The sequence below is a fragment of the Methanoregula sp. genome, assembly GCF_049686655.1.
Lineage (GTDB): Archaea > Halobacteriota > Methanomicrobia > Methanomicrobiales > Methanospirillaceae > Methanoregula.
Genome location: NZ_JBAVIG010000022.1, coordinates 12,865 through 29,743 on the forward strand (window position 1 = coordinate 12,865; position 16,879 = coordinate 29,743).

At 50.9% G+C, this 16,879-nt stretch carries 18 protein-coding genes; 5 read left to right on the plus strand and 13 right to left on the minus strand.

Going from position 1 to position 16,879, the window contains the following annotated elements; translation table 11 throughout:
- Window positions 1–6: 6 nt before the first annotated feature.
- The 6 genes from WBL42_RS02995 to WBL42_RS03020 form a co-directional block, all read right to left on the minus strand.
- Entirely contained in the window at window positions 7–189 is a 183-nt protein-coding gene (locus tag WBL42_RS02995) for a methytransferase partner Trm112 (RefSeq protein ID WP_424719783.1), read from the minus strand.
- On the minus strand, window positions 186–1,199 hold the full coding sequence (locus WBL42_RS03000; RefSeq protein WP_424719784.1) for an adenylosuccinate synthetase: 1,014 nt from the start codon (window positions 1,197–1,199) through the stop codon (window positions 186–188). The genes WBL42_RS02995 and WBL42_RS03000 overlap by 4 nt, the downstream gene beginning before the upstream one ends.
- Before the next feature lie 103 nt (window positions 1,200–1,302).
- The gene (locus tag WBL42_RS03005; RefSeq protein ID WP_424719785.1) at window positions 1,303–2,460 is read right to left on the minus strand and encodes an aminotransferase class I/II-fold pyridoxal phosphate-dependent enzyme; all 1,158 of its coding nucleotides are present in this window, start codon (window positions 2,458–2,460) and stop codon (window positions 1,303–1,305) included.
- Window positions 2,461–2,469: 9 nt separating this feature from the next.
- Window positions 2,470–2,961 carry an Lrp/AsnC family transcriptional regulator gene (locus WBL42_RS03010; protein ID WP_424719786.1) on the minus strand — a complete coding sequence of 164 codons (492 nt, stop codon included), beginning with the start codon at window positions 2,959–2,961 and terminating at the stop codon, window positions 2,470–2,472.
- Window positions 2,962–2,967: 6 nt separating this feature from the next.
- Complete coding sequence (locus WBL42_RS03015) at window positions 2,968–4,260, minus strand: ORC1-type DNA replication protein (protein ID WP_424719787.1); 1,293 nt, start codon at window positions 4,258–4,260, stop codon at window positions 2,968–2,970.
- 295 nt (window positions 4,261–4,555) lie between these two features.
- Complete coding sequence (locus tag WBL42_RS03020; protein WP_424719788.1) at window positions 4,556–4,873, minus strand: hypothetical protein; 318 nt, start codon at window positions 4,871–4,873, stop codon at window positions 4,556–4,558.
- On the opposite strand from WBL42_RS03020, the gene WBL42_RS03025 reads away from it, so the two are divergent.
- Together WBL42_RS03025 and WBL42_RS03030 are read left to right on the plus strand one after the other, a co-directional pair.
- Window positions 4,859–5,356: a MogA/MoaB family molybdenum cofactor biosynthesis protein gene (locus tag WBL42_RS03025; protein WP_424719789.1), complete on the plus strand. Its 498-nt coding sequence runs from the start codon at window positions 4,859–4,861 to the stop codon at window positions 5,354–5,356. The two genes, WBL42_RS03020 and WBL42_RS03025, sit on opposite strands and share 15 nt — an antisense overlap.
- Window positions 5,357–6,506: 1,150 nt before the next feature.
- Entirely contained in the window at window positions 6,507–6,737 is a 231-nt protein-coding gene (locus WBL42_RS03030; RefSeq protein ID WP_424719790.1) for a hypothetical protein, read from the plus strand.
- 16 nt (window positions 6,738–6,753) lie between these two features.
- Here the strand turns inward: WBL42_RS03030 and cgi121 are convergent, their stop codons facing one another.
- From cgi121 to WBL42_RS03060, 6 genes are all read right to left on the minus strand, one after another.
- The gene (gene cgi121 / locus WBL42_RS03035) at window positions 6,754–7,284 is read right to left on the minus strand and encodes a KEOPS complex subunit Cgi121 (protein WP_424719791.1); all 531 of its coding nucleotides are present in this window, start codon (window positions 7,282–7,284) and stop codon (window positions 6,754–6,756) included.
- A gap of 4 nt (window positions 7,285–7,288) precedes the next feature.
- Complete coding sequence (locus tag WBL42_RS03040; RefSeq protein WP_424719792.1) at window positions 7,289–9,454, minus strand: ATP-dependent DNA helicase; 2,166 nt, start codon at window positions 9,452–9,454, stop codon at window positions 7,289–7,291.
- A gap of 154 nt (window positions 9,455–9,608) precedes the next feature.
- The gene (locus WBL42_RS03045) at window positions 9,609–10,154 is read right to left on the minus strand and encodes a KH domain-containing protein (protein ID WP_424719793.1); all 546 of its coding nucleotides are present in this window, start codon (window positions 10,152–10,154) and stop codon (window positions 9,609–9,611) included.
- Window positions 10,155–10,234: 80 nt separating this feature from the next.
- On the minus strand, window positions 10,235–10,963 hold the full coding sequence (locus WBL42_RS03050) for a serine protein kinase RIO (RefSeq protein WP_424719819.1): 729 nt from the start codon (window positions 10,961–10,963) through the stop codon (window positions 10,235–10,237).
- A 97-nt stretch (window positions 10,964–11,060) separates the two neighbouring features.
- Window positions 11,061–12,002, minus strand: a complete 942-nt coding sequence (locus tag WBL42_RS03055) for a tyrosine--tRNA ligase (RefSeq protein WP_424719794.1) — start codon at window positions 12,000–12,002, stop codon at window positions 11,061–11,063.
- Window positions 12,003–12,027: 25 nt separating this feature from the next.
- Window positions 12,028–13,059 carry a type II glyceraldehyde-3-phosphate dehydrogenase gene (locus WBL42_RS03060; protein WP_424719795.1) on the minus strand — a complete coding sequence of 344 codons (1,032 nt, stop codon included), beginning with the start codon at window positions 13,057–13,059 and terminating at the stop codon, window positions 12,028–12,030.
- A 140-nt stretch (window positions 13,060–13,199) separates the two neighbouring features.
- Here WBL42_RS03060 and WBL42_RS03065 point away from each other — a divergent pair, with 140 nt between their 5' ends.
- On the plus strand, window positions 13,200–13,790 hold the full coding sequence (locus WBL42_RS03065) for a DUF308 domain-containing protein (protein WP_424719796.1): 591 nt from the start codon (window positions 13,200–13,202) through the stop codon (window positions 13,788–13,790).
- A 75-nt stretch (window positions 13,791–13,865) separates the two neighbouring features.
- On the opposite strand, the gene WBL42_RS03070 is transcribed toward WBL42_RS03065, so the two are convergent.
- Window positions 13,866–14,357, minus strand: coding sequence for a DUF367 family protein (locus tag WBL42_RS03070; protein WP_424719797.1), 492 nt, complete (start codon window positions 14,355–14,357; stop codon window positions 13,866–13,868).
- Window positions 14,358–14,387: 30 nt separating this feature from the next.
- On the opposite strand from WBL42_RS03070, the gene WBL42_RS03075 reads away from it, so the two are divergent.
- Both WBL42_RS03075 and WBL42_RS03080 read left to right on the plus strand, forming a co-directional pair.
- Window positions 14,388–15,242 (plus strand): nucleoside 2-deoxyribosyltransferase, encoded by an 855-nt coding sequence (locus tag WBL42_RS03075; RefSeq protein ID WP_424719798.1) that lies wholly within the window; start codon window positions 14,388–14,390, stop codon window positions 15,240–15,242.
- Between the two features lie 102 nt (window positions 15,243–15,344).
- Window positions 15,345–16,871: a glycosyltransferase family 39 protein gene (locus tag WBL42_RS03080; RefSeq protein ID WP_424719799.1), complete on the plus strand. Its 1,527-nt coding sequence runs from the start codon at window positions 15,345–15,347 to the stop codon at window positions 16,869–16,871.
- Window positions 16,872–16,879: the final 8 nt, after the last annotated feature.

Genomic DNA, 16,879 nt, shown 5'->3' on the forward strand with positions numbered 1-16,879 from the left:
TGCCTCTTATGATTTATGGGTGGGTGGCAGGAGATTGGGGATGCCCTCGTGAATGGGATAATCCACCCTGCAGGCAGCACAGTTCAGACTGCCTTCAAGGATCTCCTTATCGTTTTCTGAGTCTATATGAAGCACAAGATCTCCTTTGCACACCGGGCAGCAGAGGATATCCATGAGTGAGCGCTTCATACCAGTTCATCCCTCAAATCGATGATCTGGGTCACTTCGGGGCCGGTGGAGATGAGCGTGACCGGGCTTCCGATGTCTTCCTCGGCCTGTCTGATAAAGTCCTTTGCCTTTTTGGTCAGTTTTGCATACTCAGTTGCACCAAAGCAGGCTTTATCGACGTTATCTATTCCGGTGATTGCAGCCTGCGTGCACCCGTTGATCATGGCGGAATACTGTGCCATCTCCCCATCCCACCCGCCAACACGGCGCTGGCGATGGGTGACGGTTCCGAACTCCTGGATACCCATTGCATCCGATGTAGCGATTGGCATTTCCGTGCTGAACGGCCCTTCACCGACCCGTGTCGGGTAGGCTTTGAAGACCACGATGACGTCGTCGATTTTGGTTGGCCCGACACCGTTATCTGCAGCAATCTGCGACGCTGAGGTGTCCTTGCTTGTCACAAAGGGATAGGTCCCATAGTACAACGAGATGCCAAAGCCCTGGGTGCCCTCGAGCAGGACCGTTTCCTTCTTTTTGAGGGCATCATCGATAGCTTGAGGGACGTCAAGCAGATATTCCGCAAGTTCCGGGATGTCCTTTGCCTGCGGGGAGAGTCTCATTACGCGATCGGAATTCGCCGGCCCGCAACCGGAACCGGTGCTGCCGATTTTTTTTGCGAGGTGGGCGCTCCCCTTGTCACGGGCTATATGATCTTCAGTGATGATACCGCAGCGCTTGTCGACAAAGACCCGGCCTCTGACGCCCAGCATCTCGACTTCCTGCTTCAGGACCCTCGGGTCGACCAGAACACCGCTCCCAATGCAGAGTTTTGCGTCCTTGTATACAAAACCGGACGGGACCATACGGACACCATATTTGTGATCCCCGACCTGGACAGTGTGTCCGGCATTCGGACCCACACCGCCGCGGGAGATGATTACGGGTTTGTCCTTATAGGCAATATGGGCAACAACCTTGCCTTTTCCCTCATCCCCAAAAAATCCACCAACGATGATTGTACAGCTCATTGAAGTATCATGTAGTATTGGTCGAGTTCCACAATAAACTATCCCCCGCCCGCCGCAGCAGGAAGGGAAACGGAAAACAGGTTGTTGATTGTGATGTATCGGATCAGAGGGTATTGAGGAATGCTTCCATCCTGAGTAATGCTTCGTTAAGTTCTTTCCGGGACACTGCATAGGCGCACCGCAGGTGTCCTTCGCCACCGGACCCGAAGACGCTGCCCGGTACCACGGCTACCCGCTGCTCCTTGAGGAGACGCTCGGCAAATTCCACATCGGAAAGACCAGTCTTTTCCACGGAGGGGAAGGCATAGAATGCACCTTCGGGCACATGGCATGGGAGACCGATCCGGTTGAGCCCTGCCACAAACATGTTTCGCCTGAGGCGATACTCGTTGACCATGCTGTTTTTTTCCTCCTCAGCGGATCGCAGCGCCTCGACGGCACCGACCTGGCCCATTACCGGTGCACAGAGCATTACGTACTGGTGAATCTTCAGGGCGGCATCGCAGAGCTCCCTCGGGGCGCAGAGATAGCCGATCCGCCAGCCGGTCATTGCATAAGCCTTCGAAAAGCCGTTGAGCGTGATCGTCCGCTCCCGGAGAGCGCCGACCGTTGCGGCAGCACAGTGCCGGGTCTCGTACGTGAGTTCGGCATAGACTTCGTCACTGATGAGCAGGAGATCGTGATCTATGATCAGGTCTGCAACTGCTTTCAAGTCGCTCTCGGTCATGACGGCTCCCGTAGGATTGTTCGGGAAGTTGATGATCAGCGCCTTTGATTTTTTTGTGATCTGTTCTGCCAGGGTGTCGGGGTTCAGTTTGAAGTGGTCTTTTTCCACGCACCGGACCGGGACGGGTTTACCCCCTGCAAGAGTGACACACGGGCCATACGAGACATATCCCGGCTGGGCAACCAGGACTTCATCACCGGGATCAACGATGGCCCTGATGGCAATGTCCAAGGCTTCCGATACGCCGCTGGTGATAATGATCTCGTGATCGCTGCTGTAGTTCAGATTGTAATGCTGAGCAAGGTAGCGGGAGAGTGCATCACGCAGTGTCTGGAGCCCTTTATTTGAAGTGTAGGAGGTTACGCCCTGCTCGATCGCGTAGATACTCGATTCACAGATATTCCAGGGAGTGCGGAAATCCGGTTCGCCGACGCCAAGGGAGATCACATCCTCCATGGTGAGCACAAGATCGAAAAACTTCCGGATTCCTGAAGGCGGAATCTCCTGTGCACGTACTGAGGTGAAGTTGCGCATGGTGACACCTTACGGGCAATAGGGGAGGCGTTCCGTTTCTGGCTGCTCAAAAAATGCGTTGCCGTTTTCCTTGTATGACTTCATGATGATGTGTGTCGCGGTCTCGCGGATCCGGTCCATCGGCGCTACGTGTTCCGAGACAAAACGCGACACTTCCTGCATGTTTTTGCCGGTGACAGTTAGCTGGAGATCGTAGGTACCAGTGATGAGGCGCAGGCTCCTGACCTGCCTGAAACGTGAAAGCCGCTCGGCAATCCGATCGTATCCGAAATCGCGTTCGGGGCTGACCTTGAGTTCGATGATAGCCGAGACCTCACCGTTTCCGGCCCGCTCCCAGTTGATGACCGTTGAATAACGTTTGATCACCTGGGCGACTTCGAGTGCCCGGATACGGTCTTCAACCTCGGCTTTCCCAAGGTTCGTCATCATTGCGATCTCTTCTGCTGACAGCCTGCTGTTCTCCTCAAGAATACGGAGGAGGTCGAGGTCCTTTTCATCCATCCTGTATCACCTGAACCAGGTCTTCATCCACTTTGCTTCCATCTGGGACACGTCAAGGTCTTTGAGTTCGTTCAGACGCGGGTCCTTGAGCACCACTTCACGGATCTTTCCCGTGTTTGCATCGAACCACATCTCTTTCGTCCTGCCGTACCGCCCGCGGCTCACCACCCGCGTATTGATCACACCAAGCATGTTCAGCTCCGAGATCAGGTCAGTGATACGGCGATGGGTCAGCACATCGAGCTGGACTGACGGGGCGATATCCTGATATATACGTGAGACTTCCCCGCTCGTAAAGATATTCTGGCCTAGCTGCTCCAGGATAAGCATCGAATAGAGAATCAGCTTGCTCTGCGTAGGAAGGGTCGCAATGCATTCTATCATGCTGTCGGTCTCGATCTTTGCCTGAGCTTGCTTGACGTGTTCTTCACTGACTTGAGATGAGTCGTCGCGATCGGCAAGTTCCCCGGATATCCTGAACAGGTCCAGTGCCCGCCGGGCGTCCCCGTGTTCCTGGGCCGCCAGGGCGGCGCACAGGGGAATGACGCCTTCTGCGATTGCACCCTGTACGAACGCACCGTCTGCGCGCTGTGCAAGGATATCGACCAGCTGGGGAGCATTGTACGGCGGGAACACAATTTCTTCTTCCGAAAGAGATGACAGGACCCGCGGATCGAGAAAATCCTTGAAACTCAGATCATTGGATATCCCGATGATGCTGACTTTTGAATTTTTGAGATCGGTATTGATACGCGTGAGATTGTAAAGCGTATCGTCACCACTCTTTTTGACCAGCTTATCGATCTCATCCAGTACGATGACGAGCACGCCACCGCCGGCTTCCAGCTGGTTTTTCAGCTCAGCATACACCTGATCAGTTGGCCACCCGGTCATCGGGATGTGAGTTCGCGTTTTATCGCTGGAGACTTCATCAACAACATCAAGGCACTTTGCAATCTGGGCAAGTACCCGGTACTGGGTATCAATGACTTCGCAGTTCAGGTGGACAATCCTGCAGATGGTTCCCATATTGCTGCTGGCTTTTTCCAGCTCCGAACCAACATAGCGGACGCATGCGGTTTTACCTGTGCCGGTCTTACCATAAATGAGGATATTTGAGGGGGTTTCGTTCCTGAGAGAGGGGGCGAGAATAGAGGCCACTTCATCAATCTGAGGTTTACGATGGGGCAGGATCTGGGGGCGATAAGAATGCCTCAGAACTTCCCTGTCCCTGAATATCCGGTTATTGATAAGGTATTTTTTGAATAGTCCTGTTGATGGATCTTCTGTATCGGGCATAGTTACACTGTGGAGCTGAGAATTAGTGCGACGAGACTAAAAAACGATCGGTCCATTCGGATTATAAACCCCATTGTTTCGTGTGGAAATACCATTTTAATTGGTTTAAAATTGAAAATACCGATAAATTATACTATTTTTGCAGGGACATTTTTTATTTGCCCCGTTTTTTCATAGATGGTTATTTCTGGACTGATTATCATAAATTTTGTTTATTGACTGAACAAAGTTTTTACTGTGACGAAGGCCCCGACCCCTTTGTTTCGTGTGGAACTGGTACAAGGATACCCTTGTTCTATTTTTTTTTATTTTCAGGAAAGCCATTTATAAATTTATTTTCAATAGTATATATAACAATCGAAATAGCGTTTGGTTTGCAAAAAGTTTTGAGAATAAACAAACCCACATGGGGCTGGGTTCGGATAGAAGAAAAAGATCGGGGAGAAAATACTTCCACACGAAATAAAGGGCCCCCCGCCATACTCGTCACAGTTGCTTTTATCACAATTGTTCCTGAAATTTGTTCCTGAAATAATTGAAGGATTCTTACCGATAAGCCAAGGAACTCTCTAAATATATCACGGATGACATGTTTATTATGAGTCACGCTCATGAACGAACAATTGGAATTACTGCTGCCATCATAACAGTATCCAGTACACGGGTAAAAGAGAATGATCTCAGCGGAAAAGCAATAGCAGAAATTCTTAAAGAAAATACCATTCCCGTAACTTACTATACAATCGTTCCTGACAATTTGGAAAGGATAAGAAATGAATTATTCATAGCAACAAAAAATGCAAATTGCATCATATTCAATGGCGGAACCGGCCTTACACACGATGATTGCACAATCGAAGCAATCTTTCCCCTTCTTGAAAAGAAGCTTGATGGCTTCGGCGAATTATTCCGGATGAAAAGTTTCGGACAGGTAGGACTCTCTTCGATGTTGTCCCGTGCAATTGCCGGAATCTCCTATGGGACCGCTGTTTTCTGTATTCCTGGATCAACACCTGCCGTAACTCTCGCAACAAAAGAGCTGATCGTGCCGGCGATCGCCCACATCCTGTCTCATGCAAATCTCCCAAAACCGTAAACAGAAAAAGCTTGAAATTCAGACAGAATCTTTTAAAATTGATCTTCTGAATTTTTTTGCCGTGTCGAAATCATTAATTTTTGTGCTCTGTAGAAAACCTCATAATCGCTGACGCTCTTTTGGGCTTTGCCCCCGCCGCTATTGCATCCCCCAGTTGCGATGACGATGTATTACCTGCCATTTGACTCGGGGCATCGTCTCTTCGAAAAAAATGATTTCTACAGAGCAATTTTTTGTAATATACGCACATGAGGACTTCGGCATGTTGAATCCCGGAGCGATGAATCATTCAAAGAACTAGCAGGGGTCTTCGAAGAGTCCTGATCCTTCACCAATTCGTTCTCGTAATTGCGACGACCGATTCCCCGCAGCGAACCAATCACTATTCAGAGCTCGATACCGTGAACGAGTGACGCAAAACCCGGGGAGGTACCAATCGTTGTTTCAGCAAGGACGGACGTGAGTGGGCTTGCCCTCAAAGGCCGAGTGGGTTTCCGGGAGCTACGAAGCAGAGAAGCCATCAGCCATCGAAGCGGTTTTGCCCACAGTTTGCCCACAGGCTATCGATCCGGGACATACGTCCACCCTGCTACAGAATCTGAGTGGATCATGAGATTATCCCACACTCAAATGTACCCGTGCGACCCCACCCGACCCTCTCCGGTTCCGTGCCAGTTTTGGCCGGATTTACGGTGATGACTGGAGTTTACAGTGGTTGGTATTGATGGGGGGGGGTCGCATGGGTACATTTGATAATTGCCGCCCGGACTTCCTGCGGCTCCTGGCGCTCCCATGGAATGAACACTCTGCCGTAAATCTGCCATAATTGAGTGGTTGTATCCCGGGATCCAGTACTTCTCTAAATTATCCCATCCTTTATAAGACAAAACCGCCCTGCCCTCATACATACGGTCTCGCCCCTCAATCCGGGGCCGAAACGGGCGTATTTTCCCCTCAGGGTCCGGTGGTGAACACAAAAATAGAACCCTGTTGTCCACCACGGAAATTATCCCCGCGATTTGTGGCGAAAACTCAAAAACCGGTCAAATTGCGGGGCGCTATATTTTCCCTTTAGCGGTGTTCTGTAAGGGGTGTTTTTTTGGTCGGACTTTGTATCGTCTGGTACCCGATCAGGCACCCGGAGGCCATTATGGACCAGAATCCGGATTGGGGTGTGCAGGAAAATTTGGCGTTATTGATCCATTCTGAAATTAGTGAAGTACTGGGGTCATTGGGTCAGGTTTTGCTGGTTAAATGTACCCAAGTGACCCCCACCTGCCACCAGATTTTATGGTACGAGCGTGGCACACTCATAAACGCAAAAAATTATGTGATCTCAAAAGAACAACTGGATCTCTCTCAAGAGCATTTTTTAAAATAGCAATAATACCGGCTATTTAACGAAGTACCTGCTGAAGTGCAACCCGTTCCAGGACCAGATCTGTGATAGTTGTACCGGTATCAATGGATCCCAACTCCAGGGATGTTATGTCGAACAGATCGATAAGATGCTCCTTTTTCTTCTGATCGATGGTTTCAAAGATCTCCGGGTCGGCGTACTCAAGCAGGGCAGAGAGCGCAATCCATACGTTATCATTCCCGCCGGGTTCACAACAGATATAGAGATTGTTTTCCCCATCATGAATGCCGAATTTCAAAGCTACGTTACATTGGCGTGAGCCGGCCGCGTACAGGAGCACCTCCATCTCAAACGTGTTGGCAATGGCGCCCCCCCCCTCCCAGGAACGCCGGGCAAAACGCACCGCGGATTCGACATGTCGTCTGCCTGCCATCATGTCAGCATTGAAGCAAATGATCCGGGTGCCACGTTCCCTTCCAATACACTGGAGACGTGCCAAAAAAGCCTGCTTGTCCCCAATCAGGCACCGGGCGGCTCTGATATCTGTGGGTTGGGTGTGTCCCTTCATGTAATCACCTGAACCGGGAGAGTGTTGACTGCCCCGAAATATTATCTTCACTTGATGGCACGGCAGGAGATTTTCCGGAACGCCCCAGCTGGGTAAATATCTGTTCAGCGATCCCCTTTCCGATAATCCTTGTCACGGTTTCAATTCCTGCCGATAGAACTGATTCCGGAGATGTGATGCTGTTGTTGAAGAGACGTCTTGCACGGACCCGCCCGATACCCCGGAGTTTAACCAAGGGCAGAAGTTCGCGACGGATCCCGTTCTTCATGCAGATTTCGAACTCGCGGATAGCCTGGTTGAAACCGGGGGCAAACATCCGGGAAAGCTCCTGGCTCGCGTGCAGCAGCCAGTTTATACTCTCCACCATGCCATAGATATCACCCGGCCCTACCGAGTAGCGCTCGCAGATCTTTGCATCGGGCATTTCATCGGTCCAGTCGCTAAGGAGCATTGCTGTTTTGAGTGCCCGGTAAAACAGCTCCAGCTCCTCCCCTTCCTCGTCCGGTATCGCAAGCCAGAGATCGTGCTCGTTAGTTTCGAGCATACGGTCCAGTGCAGGCCGGTCCGTGTTCCGGACATAGAGCTTGGGCATATCCGGTGTGCTGCAGATCAGATGAAGAAGGCCTATATCTGTGTACTCTGTGCGTTTGCGAAGGTTGGAAACGATCAGGGCGGCACTCCTCGGATCGATGTACAATCGTGAAACCAGGGTTCCGAATTCCGTTGATCCGAGATGTTCGCCGATTTCAAGGATCATTTCGGAGGCGACCAGGAATTTGAGCGCAGCATCCACGGATTTCTGCATCAGGCGTCCCTGTCGGTGCTCATGAACATAGAAGCTCCTGTCCATGAAGCTGGTGAGTTCCCCCCGGGTTCTGGCGAATCCCGAGGCTATGAGAGAGAGTACGTGGGTATAAAGGGCATGCGGCTCGGCAATTCTGGAGTGGATCTCCTCGGCCGCGGCCTCGATATAGCACTCGAACAGCTCTTCTATCTGCCCCTCGTCTTTCGCGATAAGTACCGCCTCCCCGTACGGGTCCAGCCGTGGCCTTCCGGCCCTCCCCGCCATCTGGTGGTACTCGCTTGCCGGGATCGGCTGCATCCCCTCCCCGGCGGTGAAGCGGAGATAATCCCGGATAATCACCCGGCGGGCCGGGAGGTTAAGCCCGGCAGCGAGCGTCGGGGTGGAAGAGATACATTTGATCAGCCCTTTCCGGAATCCCTCCTCCACCACGCCCCGCTCCTGGCGGCTCAGACCGGCATGGTGAAAAGCCGCACCGCAGGATACGCATAATGCAAGGTTTTTCCCCATCTCTGTATCGGCCATGCCGCCGAGCTGTGCCGCATACTCTTTGAGAAGTGGATCATCATCCTTGATTGCACCGGCAGCCCGTTTTGCAAAGGCCTCAGCATTGCGGCGCGATGAAACAAAGACAAGGCACTGTCCGCCCTCTGCGATGGTATCGAGACAAAGGTTGAGGTCGTCGTAGTTTTTCGATACCTGTTTTACCTTGCGTTCCCCTTCCCGGAAATGGATTGTGTCAGAACAGAATACACCTTGGCGGAGATCGACCGGTCGCCAGGTACTGGTAACCAGTGCTGCCTCCAGCCAACCGGCAAGGGTGCCGGGATTACCGATGGTTGCTGAGAGCCCTATCACCTGCATGGAGGGGTTGCGGTACCGCATCTTCGCGATCACCATCTCGAGTGTCGGTCCGCGATTCAGGGAATCGATCAGGTGCACTTCATCGATTACAAGCAGAGTGATATCCGAAATCCAGCTGGCACCGTTGCGCAGCAGGGAATCCACTTTCTCGCTCGTGGCAACGATGATATCGTTCCTGCCCAGCATATCATCCCGCCGGTCAAAATCTCCGGTAGCAATTCCTACGCGTACACCCTTGTTGCTGAACTCATCGAATTTCTCACTGGCCAATGCTTTCAGCGGCACAATATAGAGGCATTTACCCTTATTTGCGATGTGGCGGTGCATCACCATTTCGGCAACAAGAGTCTTGCCGCTCGCTGTAGGGATCGAAACAAGGAGGTTTTTCCCGGAAAAAATCCCTTTATCTACGCATTCGGCCTGTGGCGGATAGAGTTCCCGGATACCTGCCGCAAGGTACCGCTCTTTAAGATTATCCGGAATCGGCAGGTTCTCAATCTGCATTGTGCACCGCTTTTGCGAACCCCTTTAATTCCACTGAAATGCGCTGTTAATCATGTCCGTTTGTGTAATACTAACCTATAAAACGACATATTTTCCACAGGAAATGTAGCAAAACACATATATTCTGGTTTGGGATTTTATCCACAGAGGCTACTCAGTAGTAATAACTGATCAGATCCTGCTTTGACTCTTTCTTTTTCCGGTCAAGGAAGGCGAAGACGTTCTCGTGGGGGACCCCCTCGATCAGCATATCGACTGCAGCGCGGGCGGTCTTGAGCTGCTCAGGGTATCCGATCAAGGCGACGGTTTTACCGAACACGGATATTTCAACATCGGTCATATCCTCGATCTGTTCTCGTGCACGACCATCCTTGCCTATGATTCTTCCCCTGAGCCGGTCAAGTTGTTTGGGACTGTCTGCCATACCGCCAAGATCGATCACTTCGAGGAGAAGATCTTCATCCTCGATCATCTCAAATGCCCGCTCCGGGGAAAACCCGCGGTTGATTGCATTGATGATCTCTACAGCCCTCAGGAGTGGAACGGTATTCTCATCTGTTGCTTCGACTTTGACCGTTCCCTCCTTGCTGTCAATGGATATCGTGGTGTGCGTCTTCGTTTCAAGCTCTTTTTTTGTAGCGCCGCTTTTCCCTATCAGGACACCAACGCGTGTTCCGGAAATTTTTACTTCCTGCATCATCGCTTGTTTCACCTCTGGTTAGATATCCGCAAATCCCCTGCGGAATTACCTGGTACCTCTCATCATGGGATGCTCAGGTATCATGGTTTTGCTGTATTCAGGCCAGTTACGGCATTGAAAATTTCGACATCGCTCTGCACATCGCAACGGTTGCTGAAAAACCGGTTGATGTTCCTGATGTCCCTCATGAGAAACGGGAGGGCGCGGGGGTGATCGCGAGTGACTGACTGGCCCATATCTATGAGATATGGTTGGTCGCCGTACAATATATTGAACTCGCTCAGATCGGCATGAACAAGGTCAGCCTTGTTGTAGAGAATATCGATATCGCTGAGGATCCGGGCATATACACTGGCAGGGTCGTCCATCTCGGCATTTCGTAGCTGGGGGAATGGGATCTCTCCCACCCCCATGAACGTCATAATAAGAATATTACGGTTCCATACAAGGGGCTCCGGCACAGCAATACCCGCCTCCCGTGCACGCACAAGGTTTGAGAACTCTTTCTTGGTCCAGGCAAAGATGAGCTCCTTCTTTGCCTTCTTCACATGGGAAAACCGGCGGTCTCCCACAATATAGGAACTCATCGTGGTGAAATTCGCTGTCCGGATCCGGTAGATCTTTATGGCTACGGCAACATCGTCACGCTCACCGTAAAAGACGTTCGCCTCTTTGCCGGTGCTTATTGATCCCCCTATGACCGAGAGCCATTTCTTATGCACGAGTTTATAGAGAGAAAGAAGAGTGATATCGTCGAAAACATCCTCCTTTACCTTGAGCTGGTCGGCATCCCGGATCCGTACACCCATCTCTTCGAGGCGCTGATCGAACCGATCCAGTTGTTTGTCAATATTGGTTTCTTTTCTCAAGGTAATCTTCACCGGCAAGTACAGGATATATTGCGTTTCAATGGATATACTCACGGACTGGTGCAAGGATCTCAGCAAGGGACTCCCCGCACGCCTTCTTGAGATCGAGCGGGTGAATCTCTGCCTTGCCGTATGCGGTTTCCAGTTCCGCGTAATTTATAAACTCCCGGTCCCCGCCGAATTTTTCCGGGCGGCGGATGATGAGCCCGGGAAGCCGGGGGAAGATGTGGTGCTGGAAGATCTGGAGGATTGGGTTCTCCGTAATTTCCGGCGGGCAGAATGCTTTCTGGCATTTCTTCTTGATATCTTCTTCGGTGTCTGCAACCGAGATGTAATTTCCCTGGGACGAGGACATCTTCTTGCCGTCAAGCCCGTTCAGGATGGGCGTGTGGATACAGACGGGCACTTTGTACCCGAAATTGATAAGGTGTTCACGTGCCAGCATGTGGATCTTGCGCTGGTCGATACCGCCGACAGCTGCATCCACACCAAGCATAGCGATGTCGGCCATCTGCATGATCGGGTATACCATCTGGGAGACCGTCGGGTGATCCATCTGGCGTCCCACCTCATCCATGCTCCGGGTTGCCCGGTTCAGGGTGATCTGTTGGGAAAGCTGGAGCACGAGCAGCTCGTACTCCCGGTTGAGCTGGAGATCGGATCCAAGCACGTACCGGACGTTCTTCAGCCCAAGCCCCTCAAAACAGCGACGGTTATATTCCGCGAGTTCGTGTACCTTTTCCATTGTTCCTTTGCGGTTGAGGAAGGCATGGAGATCAGCAAGCAGCACCGTGACTTCAAAACCCGCAGCCTGGAGGTCCACGAGCTTGTTGATCGTCACCAGGTGGCCGAGGTGGATCTCCCCGCTGGGCTCATACCCGGCATAAACCTTTTTTTGCGGCTGTGCAAGAAGCGCCCGTAGGTCATCTTCTGTAATGACTTCGACGGTGTTCCGGCAAACCTGCTCGTACGCATCCATTGAAAATAATAGGTGATAATGGGTGTTAATGGTTATTCTGGATTGTTTTGAAATTCAGTGCGGCGTTGGTTGTTGCAATGGATCTGTCCCCGTCTTTTTCTGCATTCATCATCGCCCGGATCGCATCAACATTCTCCACAACCACGTCGGCTTCCTGGTGGATTGCCTGGAAGAAACAGAGTTCGTTCTCCTTTGCATAGATGGAATCCTCGAAAATGCAGTTCTCGTAGAGATCGGAACGTGGCCTCCCGAGATCCATGGCGAATTCCTTGAGCTCGGCGGTGCTCCTGATCCCGGCGGTCTTCTTGATCAGGCCAAGGCGGGGGTGATTGTTGATGAGCCCGATGACCCCGTCGCGGTTCACAGCCTTCTTTGTCGTGATCCTGATTGCGTGCATATGCATCATCGTTGTCGGGACGATCATTGCCATTGTTGTAATCGAGATATGAGGCAATACACTCAGTACGTCGGGGCCGTGGTGGCTGGGAACGCTTACCGGATCAAGGACTATGGCGTCAATGGGGCCTTTCTTGATCTCGCCCGGATCGGATCCCCGTCGCACCATGACTGCGTGGACATGGGCAACCCCGAATTCCCTGTCGATCTCGTTGATAATGCGGCATAACCCTGTAGTATTGCAGGACACGACCCGGACGAACTTCCTGCCGATCGCATCCTTGTAGTTGCATGATGAGTTGAAGGAAAATCCGGCCAGTTCATGTTCTTCCCCGCCCTGCCAGATAGCCTTGACGCCAATTTTTTCATAGAGCGGTTTATTCGTTGCGCCGACATCACCCGGTGTTGCATCCACGATAACATCGGCAGCCCGGCACATTTCCTCTACGGATCCCGCAACTTCAAGGCCTGCTTTTTCGAAAGCAGCTTTTTTGGAGATATCCGCGATATACAATGGATATCCCCGCTGTTTTGCCACAAAAGCTTCCGCGTTCGGGCGTGTCTTCGATACCCCGATTACTTTCATGTCCTTCTGGGCAACAACTGCATCGGCCACGCGCTTGCCGATGGTACCATATCCGTTGATGGCAACCTTGATCATACAATCGTACATTGCGTCTGGACAGAAAAAACTATGTGGAATTTCAGGAAAAGTCCGGATGATCTGCAGACTCTTCAGAACTGTAGTTTTCGGTGTTTTTAACATATATTTAAATGGTCCCGGAAAAGAACAACAATTATATGAAGTTACCCTCCCTGGACATGTCCGATACACCGGTGCGGTGGTGGCAGATTTCCATTATAGGTATTATCATTTTTTTATCGGGTGTTGATGCCTTTTTCTGGACACCCATGTTTCTTGACATGTTCATTCCACTCTTTGGCATCCTTGCCCTCGCAGTCGGTGTGATCATGATCGTGTTCTCCATATCGGTAAAACAGGATCTCGTATACCAGTTCCCTATATTCTTCGCAGGTATCCTGTCCCTCATTGTTGCTTCGATTGCTATCATGATACCGGGACTTATCCAGACCTCGCTCATCATCATCATGGCCTTTATCGCGATCATCAACAGCGTGCTCCTGATCATTGTGGGGTGCTCGCTCTCGGATGTGTGGAAAACACGTCTCGTGATCGTCCTTTTCGGTATGCTCACCCTCTTCCTGAGCATACTGATGGCGTTATTCCCTGCACTCTCCACCATAGCCCTTGTGAAGATCTGGGGTGTGTATGCGTGGGTTATCGGAGTCCTTTGTATCGTCGCGGGAGCCTCGATGAAATGGATGATACACTCACCTGCAGACGGACAAAATACCATTGTCCTTCCCTGATAAAATCTGGAAAATTTTTATCGGTTTTTAGATAAGAGAAAATCTCGTAACACTGCTGTCTGAAAAGCGGTGGATTTACAGGAACAGATTTTGTATCTTTACAACTTCCGTGCTGTCTTTTGCCCCTGCATAAAGTCTGAGTGGTTCTTCGTTTACTTCGAGAAACCGGATACCCCAGTTGACTTTTGAGAGCAGTTCTGCAGCCCGCTCTTTCTCGCCAACAATGAAGAGTGCAGCAGCAAGCGCCTCGACTGAGGATAATTTACAGGGTTTGCCGAAGTTGACGGGGTTTGCCGCCACGAGGAAGGGGAGTGCCCTCCGGATCCGCCAGGAACGTACAGCACCGGTATCCAGCACTACCCATGAGCAGTCCAGCACGGTAATGGATTTGACAAACCTGTCCGCCGGGGAGAGAGCCTGTTCGGCTGTAGGATCGAGTAGTAAAGTATTGCGCGGAATCTGGGAAATCCTGGAAAAGATCTTCAGAAATCCGGCCTTCTCCAGCTTCTTGACCGTACACTTACGGGGATCACAGCTGTTATCCCGGTAGGAGTACAGGGGGATCATTGATCATCTGTGCGTGCACACACTGTAATAATGTACGTGCTCTGCAGTCCCTGCATACTCAACCCGGTGCTCCGGGCGGACGGGATTACAAGACCTTCTGATCTTGAGGCCTTCGAGCGCGTGAAAACCCGGTGCAATGCATTCGGTATTGAAATAATCCCGCTGCCATGTCCTGAGACTCTCTATTTGGGACCAGACAGGATCCCGGGAACATTTCTCGAACGGCTGGATACCCCGGCATTTTACCGGCTTATGGATGAACTGGAGGAACAGGTCCGGGAAATCATTGTCAAGCGCGGCCCACCACTCTGTATTATCGGTGTCAATTCCTCACCAACGTGCGGTGTCACCAGTACCTGGTATGGAAACAGGGACGATGAACCCCCCAGACGAAACGGGCGGGGGGTTTTCCTCTCCCGCTTTCCTTATATTCCTGCGATCGATACGCTCGTCTTTGCTCGATACCGGGTATATCTTGCCGCACCTCTCTTCTCGGATGCCGAACGATCCTACAACCTGCAGGTAGCTGATCTGCTGAGGAAAAACCTGTTCGAAGTCTACTTGCCACAGGAAACTGGCGATGATTGCAATACGCGGAAAAAAGAAGAGCAGGGGAGGTTATTTTCGGCTAATAAAAATGCCCTTGAGGATGCGGATATTGTTGTTGCAGTCATTGACGGTGCCGATGCCGATTCGGGTACCGCATGGGAGATGGGGTATGCCTTTGCACAGGGAAAACGGGTGATTGCACTCCGGACCGATTTCCGTCATGTGGGCATCAACGAACAGGTGAATCTCATGTTAGAACAATCGGCAGCTGTAGTTGACAGCTGGGAAGCACTTCTTGTGGCTATTCAGTCTCCTATGAAAATGCGTGATCCATGAAACGCCGGAATTCGCTCCTTTTTTAAAATAGCCGAAGAATCTTAAGAAAAAATGCCCTGCAATAACTATATGAGAATATTTGCGAAATAGTACATGGTCATTATGGTGAAAAAACGCGAGGATCGGGAAAACAGAAAACGATTAACCGGAGAGGATACCTGTGATCTGGACAATGGGTTCGTCTCCCCGCGCCTCATGTTTCAGGACTTCACGGTTGAAAATATAAAAAATATCATACGTAACAGCAGGTATGTTCAACTGCTTTCATGCCTGACCCTTATCGGTTTTTTCCTTCGCTTTTATCATCTTGGCTTCAATTCCCTCTGGCTCGATGAAGCCTCAACCTATACATTTGCCTCCATGACGCTGCCCGGTATCTGGCAGGCAACAACCAGCGGGGAATTCAATCCCCCCTTATTCTACTGGATGGAACACCTGATGCTTGCTCTGGGCAATAATGAAGTGATCCTCAGGTTTATCCCGGCTCTGCTTGGTGGCCTTACCGTACCCCTTGTCTATAGCGCAGGAAAAGAGTTTGTTGATCGGAATGTTGGTATTATTGCAGCCGCAGCCTGTGCATTCTCGCCATTTCTTATCTACTACTCCCAGGAAGCACGGGCATACTCGGTCATGCTCTTTTTCGTCATCTTTGCGATGGTCTTCTTCCTTCGGGCACTCAAAACCGACGATACAAAGGACTGGGTTCTGTTCGGTGTCCTTTCAGCCCTGGCCTTCTGGTCACATTTTTATGCACTTGTCATCATCGGGGCACTGGTTCTCTATGCACTTGCAGTGAAACTCACATCATTGAGGAAGGATATCGGATCAATCAAACCGATGATAATTGCAGGGGCCGTGTTCGTAGTTGTCTGTCTCCCTCTTATCCTTGTAACGATACAACTCTTCGCCAAGAGGACTGCCTCTGCCCCAACGTTTGGTATTCAGGGTCTTGGTATCATCAGTGAGACTTTCCAGCAGATCTCCGGCTTTTCCGATCTTGCCATGATACTGTTTCTGATATTGTTTATCGTTGGAATTTGCCAGGCATTTCTGATCGATAAGAACAAGGGGCTGTTTCTCGTATCGCTTACGGTACTGACATTTGTGATCAGTTATTTCCTCTCCTACAAGATCCCGATGGAGCCCCGGTATCTCATCTTCCTTACACCTGTCTTTTTTATCGGGATTGCACTCTGCTACAAACCCCTCTGGAATTTGTTCAGGAACCCCGCTGTCATATACGGGCTGATGGTGCTGGTCGTGATTGTTGGTGCACCCGTCCTAGTGAATATGTATTCCGGCTATACCAAGGATGACTGGAGAGGTTTTGCAGGTCAGGTTCAGCAAGCGACAAATCCCGGGGATTTCGTCGTATTAATCCCGGGATACATTTCCCAGCCATTCAATTATTATTATTCCAATACATCGGATCGGACATTCGAATACGGGGCATATACCGCAGCAGATCTTGATGCGATCGCTGCCCAAAAGACCAACAATACGATTTATTACATCATCACCGGCGACATCATGTCTGCAGACCCGAAAGGTGATGCAATTGCATGGCTGAACAATAATACAAAGCCCTACGCACCGGAATCGTCTATCGCGCTGAGAGTATCAGCCTGAATTAACGG

Bases quoted from the DNA above. Each gene is read 5' to 3' on its own strand.
- WBL42_RS02995 (WP_424719783.1), bottom strand. From the start codon at position 189: ATGAAGCGCTCACTCATGGATATCCTCTGCTGCCCGGTGTGCAAAGGA.
- WBL42_RS03000 (WP_424719784.1), bottom strand. From the start codon at position 1,199: ATGAGCTGTACAATCATCGTTGGTGGATTTTTTGGGGATGAGGGAAAA.
- WBL42_RS03005 (WP_424719785.1), bottom strand. From the start codon at position 2,460: ATGCGCAACTTCACCTCAGTACGTGCACAGGAGATTCCGCCTTCAGGA.
- WBL42_RS03010 (WP_424719786.1), bottom strand. From the start codon at position 2,961: ATGGATGAAAAGGACCTCGACCTCCTCCGTATTCTTGAGGAGAACAGC.
- WBL42_RS03015 (WP_424719787.1), bottom strand. From the start codon at position 4,260: ATGCCCGATACAGAAGATCCATCAACAGGACTATTCAAAAAATACCTT.
- WBL42_RS03025 (WP_424719789.1), top strand. From the start codon at position 4,859: ATGAGTCACGCTCATGAACGAACAATTGGAATTACTGCTGCCATCATA.
- WBL42_RS03020 (WP_424719788.1), bottom strand. From the start codon at position 4,873: ATGAGCGTGACTCATAATAAACATGTCATCCGTGATATATTTAGAGAG.
- WBL42_RS03030 (WP_424719790.1), top strand. From the start codon at position 6,507: ATGGACCAGAATCCGGATTGGGGTGTGCAGGAAAATTTGGCGTTATTG.
- cgi121 (WP_424719791.1), bottom strand. From the start codon at position 7,284: ATGAAGGGACACACCCAACCCACAGATATCAGAGCCGCCCGGTGCCTG.
- WBL42_RS03040 (WP_424719792.1), bottom strand. From the start codon at position 9,454: ATGCAGATTGAGAACCTGCCGATTCCGGATAATCTTAAAGAGCGGTAC.
- WBL42_RS03045 (WP_424719793.1), bottom strand. From the start codon at position 10,154: ATGATGCAGGAAGTAAAAATTTCCGGAACACGCGTTGGTGTCCTGATA.
- WBL42_RS03050 (WP_424719819.1), bottom strand. From the start codon at position 10,963: ATGGGTGTACGGATCCGGGATGCCGACCAGCTCAAGGTAAAGGAGGAT.
- WBL42_RS03055 (WP_424719794.1), bottom strand. From the start codon at position 12,002: ATGGATGCGTACGAGCAGGTTTGCCGGAACACCGTCGAAGTCATTACA.
- WBL42_RS03060 (WP_424719795.1), bottom strand. From the start codon at position 13,059: ATGATCAAGGTTGCCATCAACGGATATGGTACCATCGGCAAGCGCGTG.
- WBL42_RS03065 (WP_424719796.1), top strand. From the start codon at position 13,200: ATGAAGTTACCCTCCCTGGACATGTCCGATACACCGGTGCGGTGGTGG.
- WBL42_RS03070 (WP_424719797.1), bottom strand. From the start codon at position 14,357: ATGATCCCCCTGTACTCCTACCGGGATAACAGCTGTGATCCCCGTAAG.
- WBL42_RS03075 (WP_424719798.1), top strand. From the start codon at position 14,388: ATGTACGTGCTCTGCAGTCCCTGCATACTCAACCCGGTGCTCCGGGCG.
- WBL42_RS03080 (WP_424719799.1), top strand. From the start codon at position 15,345: ATGGTGAAAAAACGCGAGGATCGGGAAAACAGAAAACGATTAACCGGA.